Annotated in this window: 17 protein-coding genes; 3 read left to right on the top strand and 14 right to left on the bottom strand. The window is 74.6% G+C overall.

From position 1 onward, the window contains the following. Positions 1-56: 56 nt before the first annotated feature. From HS048_RS31675 to HS048_RS31640, 8 genes are all read right to left on the bottom strand, one after another. A complete protein-coding gene (locus tag HS048_RS31675; protein WP_196469723.1) occupies positions 57-1388 on the bottom strand; it encodes an MFS transporter in 1332 nt (443 codons plus the stop codon). Then, complete coding sequence (locus tag HS048_RS31670; protein WP_068897514.1) at positions 1385-1579, bottom strand: MbtH family protein; 195 nt, start codon at positions 1577-1579, stop codon at positions 1385-1387. Before HS048_RS31670 ends, HS048_RS31675 begins: the two co-directional genes overlap by 4 nt. Next, positions 1576-8796 (bottom strand): non-ribosomal peptide synthetase, encoded by a 7221-nt coding sequence (locus HS048_RS31665; protein WP_196469722.1) that lies wholly within the window; start codon positions 8794-8796, stop codon positions 1576-1578. The genes HS048_RS31670 and HS048_RS31665 overlap by 4 nt, the downstream gene beginning before the upstream one ends. Next, a complete protein-coding gene (locus HS048_RS31660) occupies positions 8793-9011 on the bottom strand; it encodes a phosphopantetheine-binding protein (protein WP_068897513.1) in 219 nt (72 codons plus the stop codon). The genes HS048_RS31665 and HS048_RS31660 overlap by 4 nt, the downstream gene beginning before the upstream one ends. Continuing rightward, positions 9004-9651, bottom strand: coding sequence for an isochorismatase family protein (locus tag HS048_RS31655; RefSeq protein WP_196469721.1), 648 nt, complete (start codon positions 9649-9651; stop codon positions 9004-9006). Before HS048_RS31655 ends, HS048_RS31660 begins: the two co-directional genes overlap by 8 nt. Before the next feature lie 6 nt (positions 9652-9657). After that, on the bottom strand, positions 9658-11205 hold the full coding sequence (locus tag HS048_RS31650) for a (2,3-dihydroxybenzoyl)adenylate synthase (protein ID WP_196469720.1): 1548 nt from the start codon (positions 11203-11205) through the stop codon (positions 9658-9660). Beyond that, positions 11192-12391 carry an isochorismate synthase gene (locus HS048_RS31645; RefSeq protein WP_196469719.1) on the bottom strand — a complete coding sequence of 400 codons (1200 nt, stop codon included), beginning with the start codon at positions 12389-12391 and terminating at the stop codon, positions 11192-11194. Before HS048_RS31645 ends, HS048_RS31650 begins: the two co-directional genes overlap by 14 nt. A gap of 106 nt (positions 12392-12497) precedes the next feature. Further along, entirely contained in the window at positions 12498-13295 is a 798-nt protein-coding gene (locus HS048_RS31640) for a 2,3-dihydro-2,3-dihydroxybenzoate dehydrogenase (RefSeq protein WP_196469718.1), read from the bottom strand. Between the two features lie 233 nt (positions 13296-13528). Between HS048_RS31640 and HS048_RS31635 the strand changes: the two genes are divergently transcribed. Then, positions 13529-14077, top strand: a complete 549-nt coding sequence (locus tag HS048_RS31635; protein ID WP_196469717.1) for an HAD domain-containing protein — start codon at positions 13529-13531, stop codon at positions 14075-14077. Between the two features lie 15 nt (positions 14078-14092). On the opposite strand, the gene HS048_RS31630 is transcribed toward HS048_RS31635, so the two are convergent. From HS048_RS31630 to HS048_RS31605, 6 genes are all read right to left on the bottom strand, one after another. Further along, the gene (locus tag HS048_RS31630) at positions 14093-14674 is read right to left on the bottom strand and encodes a PIN domain-containing protein (protein ID WP_196469716.1); all 582 of its coding nucleotides are present in this window, start codon (positions 14672-14674) and stop codon (positions 14093-14095) included. A gap of 9 nt (positions 14675-14683) precedes the next feature. After that, positions 14684-15139 (bottom strand): helix-turn-helix domain-containing protein, encoded by a 456-nt coding sequence (locus HS048_RS31625; RefSeq protein ID WP_196469715.1) that lies wholly within the window; start codon positions 15137-15139, stop codon positions 14684-14686. A 194-nt stretch (positions 15140-15333) separates the two neighbouring features. After that, positions 15334-16068: a hypothetical protein gene (locus HS048_RS31620; protein ID WP_196469714.1), complete on the bottom strand. Its 735-nt coding sequence runs from the start codon at positions 16066-16068 to the stop codon at positions 15334-15336. 110 nt (positions 16069-16178) lie between these two features. Next, the gene (locus HS048_RS31615; RefSeq protein WP_196469713.1) at positions 16179-17642 is read right to left on the bottom strand and encodes a hypothetical protein; all 1464 of its coding nucleotides are present in this window, start codon (positions 17640-17642) and stop codon (positions 16179-16181) included. Between the two features lie 31 nt (positions 17643-17673). After that, complete coding sequence (locus HS048_RS31610) at positions 17674-19200, bottom strand: serine/threonine-protein kinase (RefSeq protein WP_196469712.1); 1527 nt, start codon at positions 19198-19200, stop codon at positions 17674-17676. Further along, positions 19197-20963, bottom strand: a complete 1767-nt coding sequence (locus HS048_RS31605) for a serine/threonine-protein kinase (protein ID WP_196469711.1) — start codon at positions 20961-20963, stop codon at positions 19197-19199. Before HS048_RS31605 ends, HS048_RS31610 begins: the two co-directional genes overlap by 4 nt. A 149-nt stretch (positions 20964-21112) precedes the next feature. Between HS048_RS31605 and HS048_RS31600 the strand changes: the two genes are divergently transcribed. Further along, positions 21113-22021, top strand: a complete 909-nt coding sequence (locus HS048_RS31600) for an NADP-dependent oxidoreductase (RefSeq protein WP_196469710.1) — start codon at positions 21113-21115, stop codon at positions 22019-22021. 116 nt (positions 22022-22137) lie between these two features. Further along, positions 22138-23013, top strand: a complete 876-nt coding sequence (locus HS048_RS31595) for a lytic polysaccharide monooxygenase (RefSeq protein ID WP_307832714.1) — start codon at positions 22138-22140, stop codon at positions 23011-23013. The last annotated feature ends 6 nt before the right edge of the window (positions 23014-23019 follow it).

Here is a 23019-nt window from a genome sequence, read left to right as displayed (position 1 = left end):
ATGGCTCCGGCGAGTCGTCTCCGTCCCCTGCACGGCTGGGGACGGAGACGGACCGGTCATCCGGCTCGGGCCGTGACCGCCGCCGGGGTCAGGAGTACGGCGCTCAGGAAGGCCGCGCCGAGGAAGGCGGCGGCGACCAGCAGCGCGGCCGGATAGCCGACGGGGATCGCGAGGGCGCACAGGCCCACGCCCAGTGCGCCGCCGAGCATGCGCAGAGACTGGAACAGGGTCATGGCCCGGCCCATCACCTCCGGGGCGACGTCGTCGAACGCGGAGATCTGGACCGCCGTCACCGCGTGCCCGAGCACCAGCCCCACCGAGAACATGATCGCTCTCAGCGTCCAGGGGCCGGGGGCGGTCAGGGCCAGCGCCGTGAACAGCGCCGCGCCGCCGAGCAGGCCGAGCGCCGTCACCCGCCGTTCGCCCCACCGGGCGCAGACCCGGTCGACGGCGAAACCGGCGGCCATCAGCCCCAGCGCCTCGGGGAAGAGCACCAGCCCGGCGTCCGAGGCCGAGGCGCCCAGCGCGTCCTGGTACATCAGAGGGAAGACGAAGAGCATGCCCATCAGGCCCGCCGCCGCCAGGGACGCCGCCGCGGCGCCGCGCAGGAAGCCGCGGTCCTTGAGCACCCACAGGGCCAGCAGGCCGCGCAGGTCGAACCGGCCCGCCGTACCGGCTCCGGGGGAGGGGACGCGGACGGCCGCGAGTCCCAGGAGCACCGCGGCCACGCCGAAGGGCACGTTGAGCAGGAACGCCCACCGCCAGGAGAGGTGGTCGGCCAGCAGCCCGCCGAGGACCGGTCCCAGCGCGGGTGCCAGCGCCGTCGGCACGACGATGTACCGCGACAGCCGCATGCGCTCCTCGGGGGCGTACGCGGTGAACAGCATCGTCATGCCGGCCGGGGTCAGCACCCCGCCGCCGACGCCCTGCAGCACCCGGAAGCCCACCAGGGAGTCCAGGTTCCAGGCCAGCCCGCACAGCGCCGACGCCGCGGTGAACAGCGCCAGCGCGGCGAGGAACACCCGCGCCGCGCCGTACCGGTCGCAGAGCCACCCGGCCACCGGCATGGACACCGCCAGGCTGGCCAGGAAGGAGCCCTCCACCAGGTTCGCCGCGGCCGGGCCCACGCCGAGGTCGGTGGCGATGGAGAACAGCGCCGGGTTGACGATCGTCGCGTCCAGGCCGTTCATGCACATGGCCGTCACGTAGACGACCGGTACGGCCCACCGCGCGGCCCGGCCCGCCCCCGCCGGTCCGTCGTCCGCCGGTCCGTCGTCCGCCGGGCCGGGCACCGGGGGAGGGGGTGCCGGGGGAGGGGACGTCGGGGGAGCGGCCGTCGCCACGACGTCACCCGCCGGGCGGTCGTTCGGAGAAGCGGGCTCGTTCAACGGGTCAGGCTCCGGGGACGCAGGTCGGTCCAGTGCGCGGCGACGTAGGCCAGGCAGGCGGCGCGCGCCTCGGGGCCGAAGCGGACCGCCCAGCCGTCGGGGACGGCGGCGAACGACGGCCAGATGGAGTGCTGCTCCTCGTCGTTGGCCAGGACGAGGAACTCGCCGTCGGGGTCGTCGAAGGGGTTCATCGGTTGCGCTCCCGGAGTCGGGCCGCGACGATCGCGCCGATCTCGGCGATCGGTCCCGGCCGGGTCATGTCCTTGTGGCTGCAGGCCACGTCGTGGGCGTCGATCATGCCGCTGACGTGGGGCCGCCAGGTGTTCGGGGTGAGGGTGTCGTCGATGGTGTCGACGGTGGCGCGGAAGAACAGCACGTCGCCGTCGAACACCCGGGTGTCGAGCTTCCGCACCAGGCGGTTGGTGTTCAGGTAGAGGTCCCGCAGCGAGCGGAGCGTCTCCACCGGCAGGCCCGCCAGCGGGCTGCCCTCCCGGCGCAGCACCTCGATCGCGCCCTCCAGCGTGGACGCGGCGTCCGGAGCGAAGCCGCCCATGGTGAGCAGCGCCTCCAGGGCCTCGGCCTCGTCGGAGGGCGGCAGGTCCCGCATGCCCTCGGCCGGGTAGGCGTCCAGGATCGCCAGCGGTGCGACGCCCTGTCCGGCCAGCCGGAGCTGCACGGCCATCTCCTGCGCGATGATGCCGCCGGTGGACCAGCCCAGCAGGTGGTACGGCCCCTCCGGCTGGACCTCGCGGATCCGCGCCACGTAGTCGGCCGCGAGCTCCCGCAGGGAGGAGGGCAGCGGGTCGTGGCGGGCCTGCAGGCCGTAGATCGGCCGGTCCGGCAGGTGTCGGATCAGGCCGCTGTAGCACCAGCTCAGCCCGCCCGCCGGGTGCACGCAGAACAGCGGCGGGGCCGAGCCCGTCTCGCGCAGCGGCAGCAGCACCGCCAGCGGGTCGACGCCGGTGCCGCCGTCCTCGCCCTGGACGAGGGCGGCCAGCCCGGCCGGGGTGGGCGCCTCGAAGAGCGCGCCGATGGTCACCTCGGCGCCGAGGACCTCCCGGATCCGGGAGACCAGCCGTACGGCGAGCAGCGAGTGCCCGCCCAGCTCGAAGAAGCCGTCGTCGGCGCCCGCCCGGGGCAGGTCGAGCACCTCGGCGAAGAGCCCGCAGAGCGTCTCCTCCAGGGGCGTGGCCGGAGGCCGCCCCTCCGCGGCGGGCGCGGCGGGCGCGGGCAGCGCCCGGCGGTCGAGCTTGCCGTTGACGGTGAGCGGGAGCGCGGTGATCTCCACGACCGCCGAGGGCACCATGTAGTCCGGCAGCGCCTGCGCCGCGAACCTGCGCAGCTCGGCGGCGTCGAGCACGCCGCCCGGCACCGTGGCCGGTACGGCGTAGGCGACCAGGCGTCTGTCGCCCGGCCTGTCCTCGCGGACGATCACCGCGGCCTGCCCGACCGCGGGGTGGCGCAGCAGCGCCGCCTCGATCTCGCCGAGTTCGATCCGGAAGCCGCGCACCTTGACCTGCTGGTCGGCGCGGCCGACGTAGTCGAGGGTGCCGTCCGGCCTCCAGCGGGCCAGGTCGCCCGAGCGGTACATGCGCGTGCCGGGCGGGCCGTACGGGTCGGCGACGAACCGCTCGGCGGTCAGTTCCGGCCGTCCGAGGTAGCCGCGGGCCAGGCCGTCGCCGGCCACGTACATCTCGCCCACGACCCCCGGCGGCACCGGCTGCAGGGTGCCGTCCAGCAGGTAGACCCGGAGATCGGGGATGCCGCGGCCGATGAGGCTGCCCTCCCGGTGGTCCGGGGAGAGCGGCATGTGCGTGACGTGCACGGTCGTCTCGGTGATGCCGTACATGTTGACCAGCAGCGGGCCGCCGCCCGCCGGGCCGGGCTCGTGGCCGGGTCCGGCGGGGCCGGGCCTGCGGGCGTACCAGTCCGACAGCCGGGCCAGCTCCAGCGCCTCCCCGCCGAACACCACGTACCGCAGCGCCAGCTCGCGCCCGTCGTCGGCCGCGACCAGCTGGTAGAACGCCGACGGGGTCTGGTTCAGCACCGTGACCCGCTCGCGCGCCAGCAGGCCGAGGAAGTCCTCGGGGGACCTGCTCACCTCGTAGGGGACCACGACCAGGCGCCCGCCGTACAGCAGCGCGCCCCACAGTTCCCACACCGAGAAGTCGAAGGCGTAGGAGTGGAAGAGCGTCCACACGTCGTCGGGACCGAAGCCGAACCAGTGGTCGGTGGCCGACAGCAGCCGGACCACGTTGTGGTGCGTGACGAGCACGCCCTTGGGCCGGCCGGTCGAGCCGGAGGTGTAGATCACGTACGCGGCGTTGCCCGGTGCCAGGGACCGCTCGGGGTCGTGGTCGAGCCAGTCGTCCAGGTCCTCCAGCCAGCCGGGGTCGACCACGCAGACCGGCGCGGCGTCCGAGATCATGTAGTCGAGCCGGTCGGCCGGGTAGGTCGGGTCCAGCGGCAGGTAGGCGGCTCCCGTCTTGACCACCGCGAGCAGTGCGGTCACCAGGTCCGCCGACCGGGGCAGCGCGAGCGCCACGATGCGCTCCGGCCCTGCGCCGTGCGCGGCGAGCTTGTGCGCCAGTCGGTTGGCCCGCGCGTTCAGCTCGGCGTAGGTGAACTCCGTCCCGGCGGCGGTGACGGCCACGGCGTCCGGGGTGCGGCGGGCCTGCGCCTCGAACAGCTCGGGCAGGGTGGCGCCCGGCTCGCTGACCAGGTCCCCGTTCCAGCCCTCGATCAGCGTCCGCCGCTCGGCCCCGCTGAGGATGTCGAGCCCGCTGACGGGGCGGTCCGGGTCGGCGACGGCGGCCGAGAGCAGGCGGACCAGCCGCTCGGCGATGGAGCGGGCCGTCCCGGGGTCGAACAGGTCGGTGCTGTACTCCAGGAAGCCGGAGCCGGACCGGTCGAGGTTGAGGGTCAGGTCGAACTTGGCGGTGCCGGTGTGCACCACCTCCACGCCCGGAGCCGGGGCGTCCTGGTGCACCAGCATCACCTGGAACAGCGGGTGCCGGTTGCGGGCCCGGGGCGGGTTGAGGACCTCGACCAGCCGGTCGAACGGCGTCTCGGCGTGGTCGAAGGCGGCCAGGTCGGCCTCCTTCACCCGCCGGAGCAGCTCGGTGAAGGCCGGGTCGCCGGAGGTGTCGGTGCGCAGCACGAGCGTGTTGACGAAGAAGCCGACGGCGTCGTCCAGCGCGCTGTCGCCCCGGCCCGCCACGGGCGTGCCGATCGGGATGTCCGTGCCCGCGCCGAGCCGGGTGAGCAGGGCCGCCAGGGCGGCGTGCAGCACCATGAAGACGCTGGCGCGGTTCGCCCGGGCGAGCGCCTCGATCCCGGCGGTCAGACCGGGGTCGAACCGGACGGGGACCGTACCGCCCGCGCCGCTCGACACCGCCGGCCGGGGCCGGTCGGCGGGCAGTTCCAGCCGGTCGGGCAGGCCCGCGAGGGTCTCGGTCCAGTGGGACAGGTCGGTGTCGGGCAGCTCGCGCTGCCAGAGCGCGTAGTCGGCGTACTGCACCGGCAGCGGTTCGAACGCGGGCGCCCGGTGTGCCCTGCGGGCCTCGTAGGCGGTCAGCAGGTCGCGGACCAGCGGTTCCGTCGACCAGCCGTCGCCGGCGATGTGGTGCAGCACCAGCACCAGCACGTGTTCCGCGCCGCCGCCGTTCCTGTCGTCGTTCCCGTTCCCGTTCCCGTTCCCGTCGCCGGTCCCGTCCCCGTCGCGGCCCCGGAGCAGGTGGGCCCGGAACGGGGTCTCGACGGCCAGGTCGAACCCGCGGCGCGCGACGGTCCGGACGGCCTCGGCCAGGTGCTCGCCGGGCTGCCAGACGGGCAGCGGCACCGGTCCGGGCTCCAGGATCCGCTGGCAGGGCACGCCGTCGCGCTCGGGGAAGACCGTGCGCAGTACCTCGTGGCGGGCCACCAGGTCGCCGAGCGCGGCCTCCAGCGCGGTACGGTCCACCGGGCCGGGCAGGTGCAGCGCGATGGGGATGTTGTAGGTCGGGTTCGGCCCCTCGATCCGGTACAGGAACCAGAGCCTGGCCTGCGCGGACGAGAGCGGGACCGGATCGGGCCGGCGCCGGGGCCGCAGCGGCGGCCGGGCGGTGTGGCCGGAGGGCAGCCGGGTGACGAGCCCGGCGGCCGTGGGGGCCTCGAAGATCGTCGCGATCGGCATCCGGACGCCGAAGGTCTCCCTGATCCGTACGGCCAGCCGCGCGGCGAGCAGCGAGTGGCCGCCGAGCTCGAAGAAGCCGTCCTCCACCCCGGCGCCGGGCACTCCCAGGACCTCGCGGAAGAGCTCGCGCATGGCGTGCTCGGAGGCGTTCTCCGGCTCCCGGCTCCGCCGCGTCGCGGCGTCGACCTCGGGCAGGGCGGCCCGGTCCAGCTTCCCGCTGGGGGTGCGGGGCAGCGCGTCCAGCCAGGCGACGGCCGAGGGCACCATCCCGGCCGGGAGCCGCGCCGCGGCGAACTCGCGCAGCCCGGCGGCTCCCGCGGCCGCGGGGTCCGCGGCGGGGACGGCCGTGGTGTCCGGCGCGGCCGTGGTGTCCGGTGCGGCCGTGGTCTCCCGGAGGGCCGGTGCCGCCGTGGTGTCCGGGGCGGCGGGCTCCCCGGCGGGCACCGCGTAGGCGACCAGCCTGCCGCCGCGGACGGCCACGGCGGCGGCGGAGACACCGGGGTGCTCCTCCAGCACGGCCTCGATCTCGCCGGGCTCGATCCGGACGCCGCGTACCTTGACCTGGTCGTCGGTGCGGCCGAGGAGTTCGAGCCGCCCGTCGGCGGTCCAGCGGGCCCGGTCGCCGGTCCGGTACAGGCGCGAGCCGCCCGGCCCGGCCACGAACCGCTCGGCGGTCAGCTCCGGGCGGCGGAGGTAACCGCGCGCCAGGCCGTCCCCGGACAGGTACAGCTCGCCCGCGACCCCGGGCGGGGCCGGTTGCAGGGCGTGGTCGAGCACGTGGGCGCGGGTCCCGAGGGTGGGGCCCTCGGTGCCGTCGCCGAGCCGGGTGTAGGCGTCGACGGTCGCCTCGGTGGGGCCGTAGTGGTCGACCGCGAGCGTGCCGCTCTCCCGCAGGCGCCGCCAGAGCGGTTCGGGCACGGCCTCGCCGCCGACCACGACGATCCGCGGCGGCGCCGTCAGCAGGGCGGGCATCTCCTTCAGGTGCGACGGGGTCAGGTCGAGGTAGTCGATCCCGAGCTCGCGGACGCAGGCGGTCAGCGCCTCGGGGTCCCGGTAGGTGTCGTCGTCGAGCAGGTGCAGCTCGTGCCCGCCGACCATCCACAGGACGGGGTCGAGGGAGGCGTCGAACGAGAACGACGCGGTGTGCGCCACCCGGAGCCGCTCACCGGCCCGATCTCCGGAGGGGAACAGCCGCTCGCGGTGGCTGGCGAACAGGGCCGCCAGGCCCCGGTGGGTCGCGACCACGCCCTTGGGGCGTCCGGTCGACCCCGACGTGTAGATCACGTACGCGGCGTCGTCGGGCCGGGGGAGGGGGAGAGCGGCGCCCGGGGCCTCCGGGAGACCGGTGCCGGCCGGGGAGTCCGCGGCCAGCCACTCCGGGGTGACCACGATCGACGGCCGCGCGTCGGCGAGCATGAACTCCCGCCGGTCGGCCGGGTAGGCCGGGTCGACCGGGAGGAACGCGGCGCCGCTCTTCAGTACGGCGAGCAGCGCCACCACCAGGTCGGCCGAGCGCGGCAGCTCCAGCGCCACGATCCGCTCCGGTCCGGCCCCTTCCCGGACCAGCCGCCGGGCCAGCCGGTCGGCCCGGCGGCCCAGCTCGCCGAAGGTCAGCTCCTCGCCCGAGCAGACGAGCGCCCGCTCGCCGGGCGTCAGCCGTACCCGCTCGTCGAAGACCTCGACGACGGTGCGCGGCCCGGCGGCGGCCGCGGTGGCGGACGCGGTGGACCCGGAGACCACCGGGGACACCGGGGACACCGGGGACACCGGGGACACGGTGGAGGCGGCGGGGCCGGAGGCCGCGGCAGGGGGCGCGGCGGCGGGCAGGGCCGCCTCGTCCTCCTCGGTGAGCAGGGGCAGGCGGCCGATCGGGGTGCCGGGCGGGACGTCGGCCAGGGCCGACAGGAGCCGGGCCAGCCGCCGGGCGTGGACGGCGAGGTCCCGTTCCGAGTAGAGGGCGGCGTTGCCGTCGAGTTCGAGCGTGAGACGGTCGCCGTCGAGCAGGAGCGCCACGGCCAGGTCGTCGACGGGTCCGGCGGCGAGGTTGCGCACGGTGGCGGGGAGCGGGCCGAACTTCACGTCGGACGCGAACGGCTTGATGTTGAGCAGCGGGCCGAACAGCGCCCGCGAGGAACCGGACAGGCCGAGGTCGCGGCGGAGCTCCTCGATCCGGTACCGGGAGTGGCGGCGGGCCTCGGCCATCCGCCGGGCCGTCTGGCGGACCAGGTCGCCGAGCGGGACGCCGGGGCGCACGTCGAGCCGGAGCGGGAGCACGTTGACGGTCAGGCACGGCACCCGCAGCGCGGCGCCGGACCGGTTCATCAGCGGCAGGCCGACCAGCACGTCGGTGCTCCCGGTGAGCCGCCCGAGGTAGACGGCGACGCCTGCGGCGGCCACCTCGGCCCAGGTCGCCCGGGTCTCGCGGGCGAGCGCCTCCCAGTGCCCGGTGGCGGGCAGCTCCTCGCGGTGCCGTACGACCTCGCGCGCCGAGAGCGCGGGCGCGCCCGCCAGGCCCGCGGGCTCGGGGGCGCCGTCCAGCAGGCCGAGCCAGTAGGCCCGGTCCTTGGAGTGGCGCTCGGAACCGAGGTAGGCGGCCTCCTCCTCCAGCACGGGCGCCAGCCCGCCGAACGGGCTCGGGCCGCTCGGCAGGCCGCCGTCCAGCGCGCTGTAGATCTCCGCGACCCGGCCGACCAGCATCGACATCGCGTAGGCGTCGATCAGCAGGTGGTGCACGCGCAGGTACCAGGTGAACCGGTCGTCGGCCAGACGCAGCAGGGCGTGGCGGGACAGGGAGCCGTCGGCACCGCCGTCCACCGGGTCCACCGGCGTGCGCACGTCGGCGCGCATCCACGCCTCGGCGGCGGCGTCCGGGTCGGCCTCGCCGCGCAGGTCGAGGACGGTGATGGAGTCGCGCAGCGAGTCGCACTCCGGCAGGTACTGGGCGGGCTCCTCGGTGAAGCGCAGGCGCAGCGGCTCGGCCTCGGCCAGGCCGCGCCGGAGCGCCCGCTCGAACAGCGCCGGGTCGAGCGCGCCGTGGATGTCGACCCGGTCGGCGGTGTTGTAGACGGGGTTGCCGGGATCGAGGCGCTGGGCGAACCAGATGCCCGCCTGCGCCCCGGTGAGCGGGAAGGTCTCGGAACCCGGCCCGACGGCATCCGGTCCGACGGCGCTGGACCCGACGGCGCTGGACCCGGTGGTGCCCGGCCCGGCGGGACTCGATTCGGAAGCGCTCAACTCAGCAGCTCCGCCCAGGCCGCGACGGTGGGCTTCTCCGCCAGGTCGGCGAAGGTCAGCTCGACGCCCTCGCGGCGCCACCGCTCGATCAGGGTCATCACCCGGATGGAGTCCAGCCCGGCGTCCATGAGGTTCTCGTCGAACTCCAGCTCCTCGGGGTCCACGTAGAGCAGTTCGGCGATCTCGGCGCGGAGCCGTACGGCGGTCTCAGACACCGGCCACCTCCCGGGTGAGGGCGCGGCTGAGCTGCCGGGTGGTGACGGTGACGGCGCAGCGCTGGGCGGCGTAGTCGAGGGCCATCCGGTGGTGCTCGGCGGAGAAGTCGGCGACCGCGTCGGCGACCACGAACGGCTGCACGTCCCGCATGAACGCCTCGCAGGCGGTCATCAGCACGCCGATGTGCGCGTAGATCCCGCAGACGATCAGCTGGTCGCGGCCGAGGGAGCCCATCAGCTCGGCCAGGCCGGTCCGCTGGTAGGCGCTGTAGCGCCACTTGGTGAGCAGCACGTCGCCCTCGCGCGGCGCCAGCTCGTCGACGATCCGGGCGTCGTGCGGGTCCGGGCCGATGCCGTCGCCCCAGAAGTCGAGGAGCAGGCCGCGCTGCTCGGCGCTCTGCCCGCCGGGCTGCGCCGAGTAGACGACGGGCACGCCCAGCGCCGCGCAGTGCTCGCGCAGCGCCAGGACGTTGGACATCAGCTCGACCAGCGGCGACTGCCCGGGGGTGAAGGCGCGCACGAAGTGGTTCTGCATGTCGTGGACGAGCAGGACGGCGCGGCGGGCGTCGGGGTGCCACTCGACCCGGTTGGCGGGCAGGTCGTCCGGCATCGGGTAGGGCTGGATCTGGGGGATCGCCATGGTCTGTCAGGTCCTTTCGCGGAGGTGGCGCTTGCTGACCTTGCCGACCGCGGTCTGCGGGAAGGCGTCGACGAACTCGAACATGTCCGGGATCTTGAAGGCGGCGATGCCGCGGTCCCGGAGGAAGGCCCGGAGCTCGGCCTTCTTCGGCGCCTCGCCGCGGCAGATCAGGTAGGCGCGGGTGCGCTCGCCCAGGTAGGGGTCGGGGACGGCGACCACGCTGGCGTCGCGGATCGCCGGGTGGGCCAGGAGGTGGTTCTCGACCTCCTCGGCGGCGATCTTCTCGCCGCCCCGGTTGATCTGGTCCTTGGCCCGGCCCTCGACGACGAGGTAACCGCCCTCGGCGCGCCGGACGATGTCGCCGGTCCGGTAGAAGCCGTCCTCGGTGAACGCCGTCCTGTTGTGCTCGTCGGCGCGCCAGTAGCCGCGGATCGTGTACGGCCCGCGGGTCAGCAGGTGGCCGTGGTCGCTCTCGTTGCCCTCGTCGTCCAGGATGAGGATCTCGTCGTCCGGGGAGATGGGGCGGCCCTGGGTGGAGACGATCACGTCCTCGGGGTCGTCCAGCCGGGTGTAGTTGACCAGCCCCTCGGCCATGCCGAAGACCTGCTGCAGGGTGCAGCCCAGCTCGGGGCCGACCCGCTTGGCCGCCTCCTCGCTGAACTTGGCCCCGCCGACCTGGAGCACCTCCAGGCTCGACAGGTCGTGCCCGCCGGAGGCGGCGGCGTCCATCCAGACCAGCGCGAGCGGGGGGACCAGCGCGGCGATGGTGACCCGCTCCCGCTCGATCAGCGGGAAGCAGGTGCCGGGGCTGGGGTCGGGCGCCAGCACGCTGGCCGCCCCGGCGCTGAGCGCGCCGAAGACGCCGGGGGAGCTCATCGGGAAGTTGTGCGCGGCCGGCAGCGCGCACAGGTAGACGCTCTCCGGGGTCAGCTCGCAGATCTCCGCGCTGGCCCGGAAGCTGTAGATGTAGTCGTCGTGGGTCCTCGGGATCAGCTTGGGCAGGCCGGTGCTGCCGCCGGACAGCTGCAGGAAGGCGAGGTCGCCGGGGCCGGGACCGGGGCCGGGCGGCTCCACCGGGTCGGTCCCCGAAGGCGCCGACAGGCCGGCCAGGTCGGCCAGGGTGAACGCGCGGGTGCCCGGGGCGTACGCCTTGTGCTCCTCGTCCGGGCAGATGTAGGCGGTGGCCTCGGTGAACTCGCAGAAGTAGGAGATCTCCGCGGAGCGGTGCGCGGGCAGCGCGAAGACCGGGAGCGCGCCGATCCGGAAGAGCGCGAAGCAGACCTGGTGGAACTCGGGCACGTTCGGCAGCTGCAGGACGACCCGGTCGCCGTGCCGGATCCCGGCGGCGTGCAGTCCCGCGGCGAGCCGGTCGGCCCGCTCGTCCAGGTCCCGGAAGGTCCACCGGGCGGCCGGGGAGCCGGGGAGGCCGGGGGAGATCAGCGCGGGGCGGGAGCCGTACCGGGCGGCGAGGTCGCGCAGGAGGCCGCCGAAGGTCTCACCCCGCCAGTATCCGGCGGCGCGGTAACGGGTGGCGACGTCGTCAGGCCAGTGCATCGGTGCTCACTCCCAGGGCTCGCAGCATGGTCCGGAACTTGGCGGAGGTCTCGGCGAGCTCCCGCTCGGGGTCGGAGCCGGGGACGATCCCGGCGCCCGCGAAGAGCCGCAGGGTCCGCTCCGCCGCCTCGGCGCAGCGGAGGGTCACCGCCCACTCGCCGTCGCCGGCCGCGTCGGTCCAGCCGACCAGGCCGGTGTAGGCGCCGCGGTCGAACGGCTCCAGCTCCTCGATCACCCGCCGGGCCGCGGCGCGGGGTGTCCCGCACACGGCCGGGGTGGGGTGCAGGGCGGCGGCGAGCGCGAGGACGGGGGTGCCGGGGTCGCGCAGCACGCCGGTGACGCGCGTGGACAGGTGCCACATCGTCTCGGTGGAGGTCAGCTCGGGGGTGTACGGCACCTCCAGGTGCGCGCAGTACGGCTGGAGCGCGTCGGCGACCGCCTCCACGACCAGGCGGTGCTCGTACAGGTCCTTGGCGGAGGCGGTCAGCGCCTCGGCGCGGCGGCGGTCCTCGGCGGGGTCGGCGCTGCGGGCCGCGGAGCCGGCGAGGGGGTTGGAGAGCACGGTCCGGCCCCGGCGCGAGACGAGCAGCTCGGGGCTGGCACCGATGAGGGTGCGGCCGCCGGGCAGCGGCGCGGCGAAGGACAGGTCCCGCCCGGCCAGGGGGCGCAGCAGCTCGCGCAGGTCGAGGGGCCCGTCGCCGTCGAGTTCGAGGGTCCGGGCGAGGACCACCTTGCGCAGGCCGTCCGGGTCGTCGTCCGCGCTCTGGAGGATCTCCACCGCCCGCCGCACGGCCTTGCGGTAGTCCTCCGGGGCCGGGACCGGCCGGACCCGCCAGCCGCCGCGCGGGGCCGCCGCGACCGGCTCCAGCGGGCCCGACCAGGTGGCGGCGGCCGGGACGACCAGGTGCGCCGCGCCGTCGAACCCGATCGCCCCGGCCGCCACCCCGCTCTCGGCCCTGCCCGCCGCCTCGGTGACGGTCCCGTCAGCGGTCCTGTCGGCGGTCCCGCTCGCCGTACCGTCCGAGCCGAGCGCGGCCGCCACCCGTTCCGGCAGGGAGCCGAGTTCACCGCCGACGACGGTGCGCACGCCGCGGGTGAGCAGCGTGCCGCCCGGCGAGGAGAAGAGCACCGACTCGCCGGGTGCGTATCCCGCCAGCGGATCCGCGGCGGTTGTCAGCGAATGCATCGAAGTCCAATCTGGTCGGGCGCGGAGGGCCGCGCCGCCGTCGGCGAAGGGGTCCTGTCCGGCCGGGCGCGGAGGCCGCGCCGCAGCCGGAGAGGGTGCTGTCCGGTCATGTGCGGAGGGTCGCGCCGCCGTCGACGAGGAGGTCGTGCATGGTGATGTGCCTGGCCTGGTCGGAGGCGAGGAAGAGGACGGCGCCGGCGACGTCCGCGGGGTCGGCGACGCGGCCGAGCGGGATGCCGACCCGGAAGGCGGCCGGGTCGCCGTCGAGCACGGCGCTCTGCGCCTCCTCGGGATCGCGGTCCCCGGCCAGCGCGCGCAGCATGGCGGTGTCGGTCGAGCCGGGGGAGACGACGTTGCAGCGGATGCCGTGGCGGGCCAGCTCCAGGCCGAGGCAGCGGGTGAACATGGCCGCGGCGGCCTTGGAGGCGGCGTAGGCGGCCATGCCGACCCGCGGTACCGAGGCGGCGTTGGAGCCGACGGTGACGATCACGCCGCGCCGCCGGGGGGTCATCCGGGCGGCGACCGCGCGGGAGGCGTGGAAGACGCCGTCGGCGTTGACCGCGAAGGTCCGCCGCCACCGCTCGTCGTCGGTCTCCGCTGCCCGGCCGGGCAGGAGGACGCCCGCGACGTTGACCAGGATGTCGATCGGGCCCAGGTCCCGCTCGACGGCCGCGACGGTCTCCTCGACCGCGCGGGGGTCGCGCACGTCCAGCCGGTACGGCGTCGCGCCCTTGAGCTCCTCCGCCGCGGCGGCGTCCGGAACGCCTGCGGACTCCGCCGGCACGGCGTCCAGGTCGGCTGCGGCGACCTGCGCCCCCGCCCCGGCCAGGGCGGCGCAGACCGCTCTCCCGATGCCTCCGGCCGCCCCGGTCACCAGGGCGACCCGGCCTCCGATCCCGTCCACTCCACGACCTTCCGATTAGGTTAGGCATGCCTTATTAAGGAAAGCCTTGCCTAATTTGATACTTCTGTGGTGATCTGTCAAGTCGTGTCGGAGACTTCTGATGCCGTGTGATGTCAGGGTGACGTGATGTGGTGCATTCACGATGGACGCTGGAGTGCTCCGTTCCGCAGTCCCAGGAGGCAGATCATGAGCACGTCCGCTCTCTACCGCGCACACACGAAGCATTCCGGCTGATGGATCGGCCGGTGTGGTTGCTCGACGTCGACGGTGTGATCAACGTCGCCCGGCCCGGTTGGGGCGACGTCCCGCGCAGCGGCACCGCTTACTCCGGTGGCGGCGCCTACCGCATGCGCTGGGCTCCGGCTCTGATCGACCGCATCCGCGCACTGCATCGGGCGGGCGGCGTCGAGATCCGCTGGTGTAGCACCTGGTGCGCCGACGCCGACCAGGTGGAGCGGCTGTTCGCTCTGCCCCTGCTGGCCCGCGCCTGGACAGACCACCTTTCCGCCGTCGTCGCGGCGGAGGCCAAACTCGCCGCCGCACGTCGGATCCTGGCGCAGGAACGGCGGCTCATCTGGACCGACGACGTCGAAACGCCCACCTGTGGACCGGTCTACGACGAGCTGACCGAAAGCGGGCGGGCCCTGCTGATCGCACCCTCGCCCCGCAGAGGGCTGCAGCCTGACGACCTGGCCGCCATCGAGACCTTCGTCTCCACTTCGGTGAACGAAGGGCTCGGCGGGCCTGCCGAGGGCGCCGACCTCCCTGCTCCCGGTCGGTGAAGCGCACCCGTGGCGTCAGTCTTCGGACTCCACCTGCTGATTCCGATCATGTTCGAAGCGGGCGACCAAAGAGGCGCTGAACCGTTTCGCCCCCGCCGCCGCCAGGTAATGCATGACATCCAGCGGTGTCAGCTTCGGGCCGGATCGTCCGGTCGCGGCCGACTGCTCGCGGATCACCCGGCCGATCGTCCCGGGTTCCCGGTCCAGCAGGTCCAGGAGGAAGTCGTCGGGATGCTGGACCTCGATGCCGTGGAGATCACAGGACTCGTCGGGGAAGTCCCGGAGGTTACAGGTGATGATCAGGTCGGCGTCGGCGTGGACCGCGGCCGCCAGAACGTGCCGGTCCTTGGGATGGTTGGTCATCTCAGCGATCAGCCGCTCGTAGCCGGTCACCATCGCGCTCTCGAAGGCCGCGTTCATGGCATCGACCCTCCTGCTGAGGACTTTCGGATCCGCCGAGGGCAGATGCCGTTGTACCTCCGTGAGAATGTGGGGAGACCATCGCGGCTGGAGGAGGTTCTCCTCGGCGAGCCGGAGCAGCAGATCGCACAGAGCGTTGGGGATCAGTACGTTGGCATCCAGGATCGCGATGGTCATGCGCGGCCGTCACCCGGCGTCTGAAGACGGCACGCCGTAAAGGCCCGTGTCGACGGCATCGGCGGTCATCTCGTCCAGAAGGGCCTTCCTCCGGCGACTGCGCCGTTCCTTGTAGTCGAGAACCTCGTGCAGCGGAATGCGCCGGCTGTTGTTGGGGCGGGTGAAACCGATCTGCCCGTCGTCGAGGAGCTTGATCAGCGTCGGCCGTGAGACACCGAGCAGGTCTGCGGCCTCCCGGGTGGTCAGTTCCCGGTCCACGGGCACGATGGCCACGCCGCGGCCCGCGGACATCAACTCGGCGATCCGTACCAGAGCCGACTCGAGAGAGGGGGGGAGCTCAGTCTCCGAGTCTCCTCGGACGAGCCGCAGTCGTGGATTTCCCTGCCGGTGCAGTGTGCGCGTCACTTTCTCAAGGGCGCCGGACTCCTCCGGGTCGGGCATCAGGGCATCAGCTGTGACTGTCATGCAGCGCTTCTCCTTCCTGGGGCTCCTCGCCAGGATCGCAGCTCAAGTGCAAAAAGTGCAACCATGGTGTCGTGATCCTCAGGAGGTGCGGACGGTCGTACGGCGGACACGACAGGTGATCCGCCGCTCTCGCTCGACGTCTTCGCAGCGGCGGAACCGGAGCCTCCGGCTGGTCCGGGAAGAGGAGGGCCCGGCTACGGCCTGCCCTGCCGCCAGGCCGCGACGGCCGCGGAGACCTGCCGGAGCACGAGTTCGGTCTCCCGCAGCGCGTCCTCGACGGGGACCGGCCGGTCCTGCCCGCCGCCGAAGGGACGCGGCCCGCGGCCCGGCCACCGGACGGCGCGGTACTCCACCGTGACGAGGACGTCCCCGAACCGGCCGAAGCCGTCGCCGGTGGCGAGGGAGGCGGTGGACCGGGTGTGCCGGACGTGCGCCTCGTCGCCGACCCCGGTGAGCGGGGTGACGGAGGAGATCCGGTGGCCGCCGGCCGGGGCGGTGGCGCCGGTGCGGGCGATCCGCAGGTGCAGGGCGTAACCGGCCCGGGCCCGCTCCTCGGCGGTCAGGCCGTACTGCTCCTTGTACCGCATCACCTGGACCTTGACGGTGGCCTGCTCGGTGTGGTCCCCGGCGGGGTGGACGGAGTCGTTCCAGGAGCAGTTCCAGACGGTGGACAGCGCGTCGTCCCTCTCCCCGCGTTTCACCGCCGCCTGCGGGACGAGCCGGGCGAGCTCGGCGCCGCCGACCATGGCGCAGACGTCGGGATCCCCGTCGGCGGGCCGTACCGAGGACTGCGACGAGGCGGCGGCCGGGTGCCCTGCGGAGCCTTCCGGGACGCCGGATCCGGCCGCCAGGTGGACGAGGACGCCACTGGTGACGGCGAGCGCGGTCGCCCCCGCCGCGACGGGCGCCGCCCAGCGCCGCCGGGGCACGCGATCCGCCGTGCCCGCCGGAGAGGCCGTGCCGCCCGACGTGCCGCCGGGTCGGGGCGCGCCGCCCGCCGGTTCCCACGGCGGCGGCGCCGGATCCGGGCCGGGCATCGCTAGCGGACCCCGTTGCGCCGGAAGGAGTCGAGGACCGCCTCGGTGACCGGGACGAGACCCGCGACGACCTCCTGCTGCGGCATGAGGACGGACTTCGGGTCGTTGATCCCGGTGCCCTCGGGGCGGTCGGAGCCGCCGAAGGAGACCTCGACCACGGTCGGGCCGGAGAGCACGACGGCGTCGGCCACCCCGACGTGCGCGCTGGGGGTCCGGTTCTTCCGGTACTGGTGGAACGCCCGCTCACCCCAGCCCTTGGGCTCGGTCACCTTGTACCAGAAGAGCCCCTGGAACCCACTGCCCTCCCACTCCTTCGCCTCGGCCCGCCGGTCGATGTAGTGCTGCTTGGCCGCCCAGGAGTCGGGTTTCCCGACGCGGTCGACGAAGGTGGTGAAGGTGACGAAGACGCTGCGCAGCCGGTGCTTCCCCCCGGCGGGGATCTCCCGGTTGTTCCAGCGGCAGGTGACGGCCGTCCGGTCGCCGCTCTGCGTGCGCTCCGACTTGAGCGCCGCTCCGGGGACCAGCGGCGCCGCGACCGGCGTCACCTCGGCGCAGACCTTCGGGAAGGCGATCTCCACCGGGGTGGGCGTGGGGGAGGGGGTCGGCGAGGACGTCGGCCGGGGGGCCGAGCGGGCGTACGGCCTGCCCTGCCGCCAGGCCGCGACCGCCTCGGAGACCTGCCGCATCAGGAGCTCGGCCTCCCGCAGCGCGTTCTGCTCGGTGACGGACTGCTTGCCCTCGTCGGAGAAGAGCGGGACGTCCTTGGGCTGCTGGTCGGCCTGGTACTCCACCTTGACGGTCACGTCGCCGACCCGGCCGAACCCCGTCCCGAAGGCGTACTTCGTCTTCCCCTTGGACCAGGTGTACTGGACGTGCGCCTCGTCGCCGGCGCCCTGGAGCTTGCGGACGGGGGAGTAGTAGTAGTCCTTCTGGGGGTGGTTCTCGGCGTACCGGGCCGATTCGAGGTCGTAGCCGTAGTTCCGCCGGGCGACGGTGTCGGCGGTCTCCGTCTTCTCTCCCTCGTACTGGGTGACCTTGACGTTGATCTGGCGGCTCCGGCGGTACTCGCCGTAGGAGTAGTTCATGTTCTGCCAGGAGCAGCTCCAGTTCACGTAGGCCGGTGAGGAGGCCCGGTTGTCGTTGGTGGAGTCGCTCACCTTCGCCTGGGGGACGAGGCGGTCGACGTCGACCCGGTCGAGCATGGCGCAGACGTCCGGAGGTCCCGCGGGGCCCTGGGAGGCGGGAGCGGCCGGGGACGCGGCGGGGGCGGGGGCCCCGGTGGCGTTCAGCCGGCTCACCAGCAGGTAGGAGCCTCCGCCCGCGGCCACGGCGAGCGCGGTCACGCCCGCCACGGGCGGCAGCCACCGCCGGGGCCCCGGCGACGGAACCGGGGACGGGACGGTCGGCCCCCACTCGGCCGGTGCGGTGGCCGGGGTGGTGGGGGGCTCGGGACTGCCGGAACTCACGGGGACCTCCTGTGGGGGACGGGGGCGCGGCTCAACCGCCGGACGGCCCGGACGGTCCGGGCGTGACGAGTCCGGCCGCCACCCGCTCGGCGGCGCGCAGCACGGTCCGCCGGTCGGCCGGGCGGACCCCGCCGTCCTCGGCGCGGGTCCACTCCACCCTGACGATCAGGTTGCTGACGCGGAGCCAGACGCTGCAGACGGTGCGGGAGATGTTCGCACCCTCCCTCACGTAGTCCCGGGCGAACGCCTCCTCGCCCACGCCGGGCAGCGCGCGGACCCGGGACCTGGTCTGGCGGCCGAACGCGGTGTCGCCGCCCGCCTCGGAGTCGGTCTCCCGCCGCATGCTCTCGAAGAGCAGCCGCGCCGCCTCGGGCGCGGGAGTCTCGCCGTGCGGGGGTACGGCCTGCGTCTGCACGCTGATCCAGCGGTAGGGGACGCCCCTCTTCAGGTAGTTCCACGTGCACTCGTCCACCTTGGTCATCCTCGGATCGGTGACCTGGCCGACCAGCTCGCGGACCTGTTCGACGGTGAGCAGGTCGCAGGCCTCCGGCGCGGCGGCGAACCGCCCCCGGTCCGGCCCGTCGCCCGGTGACGTGACCGTGCTCCAGGCGATCGCCGCGCCGACGGCCGCGGAGACCGCCACCACTGCGGCGGCGACCCGGAGCCGGCGGCGCCGGCCCGTCCTCGCGGGGACGGTCAGGGCTCCGTGCGGGACGGCCGAGGCTCCGTGCGGGACGGCCGGGGCGACCGGCGCGGTGGCGACGGAGCGGTAGGAGGTCGTGGCGGCGATCCGGTCGAGGACCTGCCGGACCGCCGCGGGGGCGGGGCGCCGGGCCGGATCCTTGGCGAGCATGGCGAGCAGGAGCCCGCCGAGCTCGGGCCCGGCCAGGACCGGTGCGGGCGGATCGTGCATCAGCACCGCGGCGGCGACGGCGGCGGGATGGTCGCGGCGGAAGGGGGCGCGGCCCTCCACCGCCGCGTACAGCGTCGCCCCGAGCGCCCACAGGTCGGACTGCGGTCCCGCCGGCTCCTCCCGGAGCCGCTCGGGGGCCGTGTACCCGGCGGAACCGGCCCGGTCGGCCAGGCTCTGCTCGCCGGTCATCGGGGCCGCGATGCCGAAGTCGGCGAGCACCGCCGTACCGTCCCGCTCGACCAGGACGTTGCCCGGTTTGACGTCGCGGTGCAGCATGCCGTGTGCGTGCGCGGCCTCCAGCGCGGCCAGGACCCGCAGCCCGATCGCGGCGACCCGGGGCGCGGGGAGCGGGCCCCGCTCGATCAGCCGGTCCAGGGAGACGCCGTCGATCAGGTCCATCACGATCCACGGCAGGCCGCCGTCGGTCACCACGTCGTGGACCATGACGATGGCCGGGTGGTTCACCCGGGCGGCGGCCCTGGCCTCCGCGATCGCCCGCTCGGCGAATCCGGCGCCGCCGCGCAGCTCCTTGACCGCGACGTCGCGGCGGAGCGTCTCGTCGCGCGCCCGCCAGACCGTGCCCGCGCCGCCCTCGCCGAGCCGTTCCAGCAGGCGGTACCGGCCGGCCAGGGTGCGGCCGGTCACTTCAGGCCCCGCAGTGACGCCTCGCCCTGCCGCGCCACCGCCAGCGCGCCGTTCCTGACGTCGTCGTCGGTGGGCCGGGAGGAGCGCGTGGAGTACTGGGCCTCGACGACGAGGTCGAGGAGCCGGAAGGTCACGATGCCCGAGTGCGTGCGGCCTCCGGAAGAGGTCAGATCATAGGCGAAGGCCTCCTCGCCCAGGCCCGGCACCGCCCGGCGGACGGTCCGCTCGGCGGTCGCCCCGCTGACGCCGATCTCCTTCCACTCCCAGTTGACCTGGGACGCCTTGGCGTGTTCCCGGTCCAGGTTGGCGAAGAGCGTGCGCGCCGACTCCGGGGTCAGCGCCCACGGCTGCGGGGTGTCGCTGTCGGTGACGGGGATCAGCGCGATCCCGGTGTCCTCGGTGGTCCAGGCGCAGCCGCCGTCGTCCGGGCGGCCGGCCGGGGGCTGGGCGACGCCCATGATCTGGCGGACCTGCTCGGCGGTGAGCAGTTTGCAGAAGTCCACGGGCTCGTCGAACGAGGTCCGCTCGCCCGGCCCGGTGGTGAGCGCCAGCGCCGCTCCCGCTCCCGCTCCCGCGACGCAGGCGACGGCCGCCACGGCCGCCCAGAGGCGGAGCCCGCCCCGGCGCCGCACCGGAGCGGCCCCGGAGGCGTCCGGCTCGGCACCGGAACCGTGCGGGTCCGCCACGGCTCCGTGCGGAGACTGCGGGCCGTGTCCGTGCGGGGGCTGCGGGCCGTGTCCGTGCGGGGACGGCGGCCCGGGGGCGTAGGGGGGCTGCGGGCCCGGCCCGGGATGGTGCGGGACGGGGTGACCGTGGGCCTGAGAGGCGGGGTGACCCTGGGCCTGCGGGACCGGGTGACCGTGGATCTGCGGGGAAGGGAGGCCGTGCACCTGCTCGTGCGGGCGCGGCGGCGGGGGGAGGACGGACGACGGGGGCGGGACCTGGGGGGTGTGCCCGGCGGCGACCTGGGCGAGCAGCCCGCGCAGGGTCTGCGCGTCCGGGCGCTGCGCGGGGTGGCGGGCCATCATCGCCGTCAGGACCGGGCCGAGCGCGCCGGACCGGTGCGGCGGCCTGATCCGGCCGGAGAGCGTCGCGCTCAGCCGCACCATGGCCTCGCCCTCGATGGCCGGGACGCCCTCGGCCCCGAGATACAGGGTGGCGCCGAGCGACCACAGGTCCGAGGCGGGCCCGCCCGGCTCGCCGTCGAGCCGCTCCGGGGCGATGAAGCCGGGTGACCCGATGAGCAGGTCGGCCTGGGTCAGCGTCGTGTCACCGGCGAACCGGGCGATGCCGAAGTCGGTCAGGACGACCCGCCCCGAGTCGGTCAGGAAGACGTTGCCCGGCTTGACGTCGCGGTGCTGGATGCCGCGGGCGTGCGCGGCGTCCAGCCCGTCGAGGAGCTGCGCGCCGAGCGCGGCCGCCTGCTCGGGCGGGAGAGGTCCACGCTCCTTGACGAACTCGGCGAGGGTGCGGCCGCGGAGCAGCTCCATGACGATCCACGGCTTGCCGTCGTGCACCGCCACGTCGTGCACGGCGACGACCGCCGGATGGCGCAGCTGCGCGGTGGCCTGCGCCTCCCGTACGGCGCGCGCGACCGCCTCGGCGCGCTGGGCCTCGCTCATCCCGGGAGGCGGCGTCAGCTCCTTGACCGCCACCTCGCGGTCGAGCATCTCGTCCCTGGCCAGCCACACGGTGCCCATCCCGCCGCTGCCCAACCGGTGCAGCAGTCGGTAGCGCGTCGTGAAGTCGTCCCCGTCCGGCATAGCGGGAGGATAGCGGACTCACTTCTTGTATCCGTCACGTCGCGCCACGTCAGGCGGGGAGAGCGCGGTGGTGGACGTCCGGAATTGACCTCGACCTCGGTCGAGGTTGCAGGGTCGGGGGTGACACGGACGAGACGAAGGAGTCTGGGATGAAGGTGGCGGCGTTCTCCGAGTTCGGCGGCCCCGAGGTGCTGCGGGCGATGGAGATGGAGACCCCGGAGGCGGGCGGCGGCCAGGTGCGGGTCCGGGTGCGGGCGGCGGGTGTGCAGCCCTTCGATGTGGCGGTGCGGCAGGGCTGGACCCCGCCGGGGGTCTCCGGCGACCTGCCCCGGGTGCCGGGGAACGAGTTCGCCGGGATGGTCGACCAGGTGGGCGCCGGGGTGACCGGGTTCGCGCCGGGGGACGAGGTGCTCGGCTTCGACCTGCTGGGCTGCTACGCCGAGTACGTCGTGGTCCCGGCGGAGAACGTCACGCCCAAGCCGGCGGGCATGTCGTGGGAGGTGGCGGGCGGCTTCACCGCCGGGACTCAGACCGCCCACATCGCGCTGGAGCAGCTGGGCGCGGCCGAGGGCGACACGCTCCTGGTCCACGCCGCCGCCGGGGCGGTCGGCACCGCCGCGGTGCAGCTCGCCCGGTCGCGCGGCGCCGTCGTCATCGGCACCGCGCGCCAGGAGAACCACGACTACCTGCGCTCCCTCGGCGCCGTCCCCGTGGCGTACGGCGAGGGCCTGGAGGAGCGGGTCCGCGCCGCGGCCCCCGGCGGGGTGGACGCGGTCCTGGACGGGGCGGGGGGCGAGGCGCTCGACGTCTCGCTGCGGCTGGTGGCGCCCGAGCGGATCGTCACCCTGGTGGAGCACGGCCGGGCCGCCGAGCTGGGCGTGCAGACGACCCGGGGCGTCCGCCTGGCCTCCCGGCTGGCGGAGCTCGCCGAGCTGCACGTCCGCGGCGCCCTGGCCTGGCACGTCCGCCGGGCCTACCCGCTGGAGCGGGCCGCCGAGGCCCACCGCGAGGTCGAGGCGCGGCACGGGCGGGGCAAGGTGGTCCTGACCGTGGGCTGAGGACGGGAGGGTGGCCCCCGGTGGAAATTCTTAGTAAGGTTTCCTATTAATAACGTGCTATCCGTCGGCCGTTGGACATGCTCTACCTCCATTTCCCCCAATCAGGAGGCGTCCACGTGTACGTGCGACCCAAGGCGGCCACCGGGGCCGCTGCCCTCATGCTCGGATCCCTGCTGGCCGTGATCCCCACCACCCCCGCGCAGGCCCACGGATCCATGTCGAACCCGCCCAGCCGCGCCTACGTCTGCAAGACCGAGGGCCCGGACAACCCCAAGTCCGCCGCGTGCAAGGCAGCCGTCGCGGCCGGCGGGACCCAGGCGTTCTACGACTGGCACGAGGTGTCCCGGCTCGACGCCGGCGGGCGGCACCGCGAGATCATCCCGGACGGCCAGCTCTGCGGCGCCGGGCGGGACAAGTACCGCGGGCTCAACCTCGCCCGCACCGACTGGCCCGCGACCCGGGTCAGCCCCGGACCGCTGACGATCACCTACCACGCGACCGCGCCGCACGCGAACAGCAACTTCGAGTTCTACATCACCAAGCCGGGCTGGAACCCGGCCCAGCCGCTGCGCTGGTCGGACCTGGAGCACATCAGGACCTTCAACAACCAGAACCCCGGCACCTACACCAACTGGACGATCAACCTCCCGCAGCGGAGCGGCCGCGCCCTGATCTACTCGATCTGGCAGCGGGTGGTCGGCAGCGAGGAGGCCTTCTACACCTGCAGCGACGTCGACTTCGGCGGCGGTTCCAACCCCTCCCCGACGCCCACCCCGACCGTGACCCCCACGGTCACGCCCACCCCCACGCCGACCGTCACCCCGACGCCCACCCCGACCTCGCAGCCGGGCGGCACCTGGGCCCCCGGCACCGCCTACGCGGCGGGCGCCCGGGTGACCTACGGCGGGGCGACCTACCAGTGCCGCCAGGCGCACACCTCCCTGACGGGCTGGGAACCGCCGAACGCCCCGGCCCTCTGGCAGCGGCTCTGATCCGAC

The sequence above is a fragment of the Planomonospora sp. ID91781 genome (genome assembly GCF_015711595.1).
In the GTDB taxonomy this organism is placed as follows: Bacteria; Actinomycetota; Actinomycetes; order Streptosporangiales; family Streptosporangiaceae; genus Planomonospora; species Planomonospora parontospora.
Note: the sequence above shows the minus strand (reverse complement) of the source record. Positions and strands in the feature narration are given on the sequence as shown.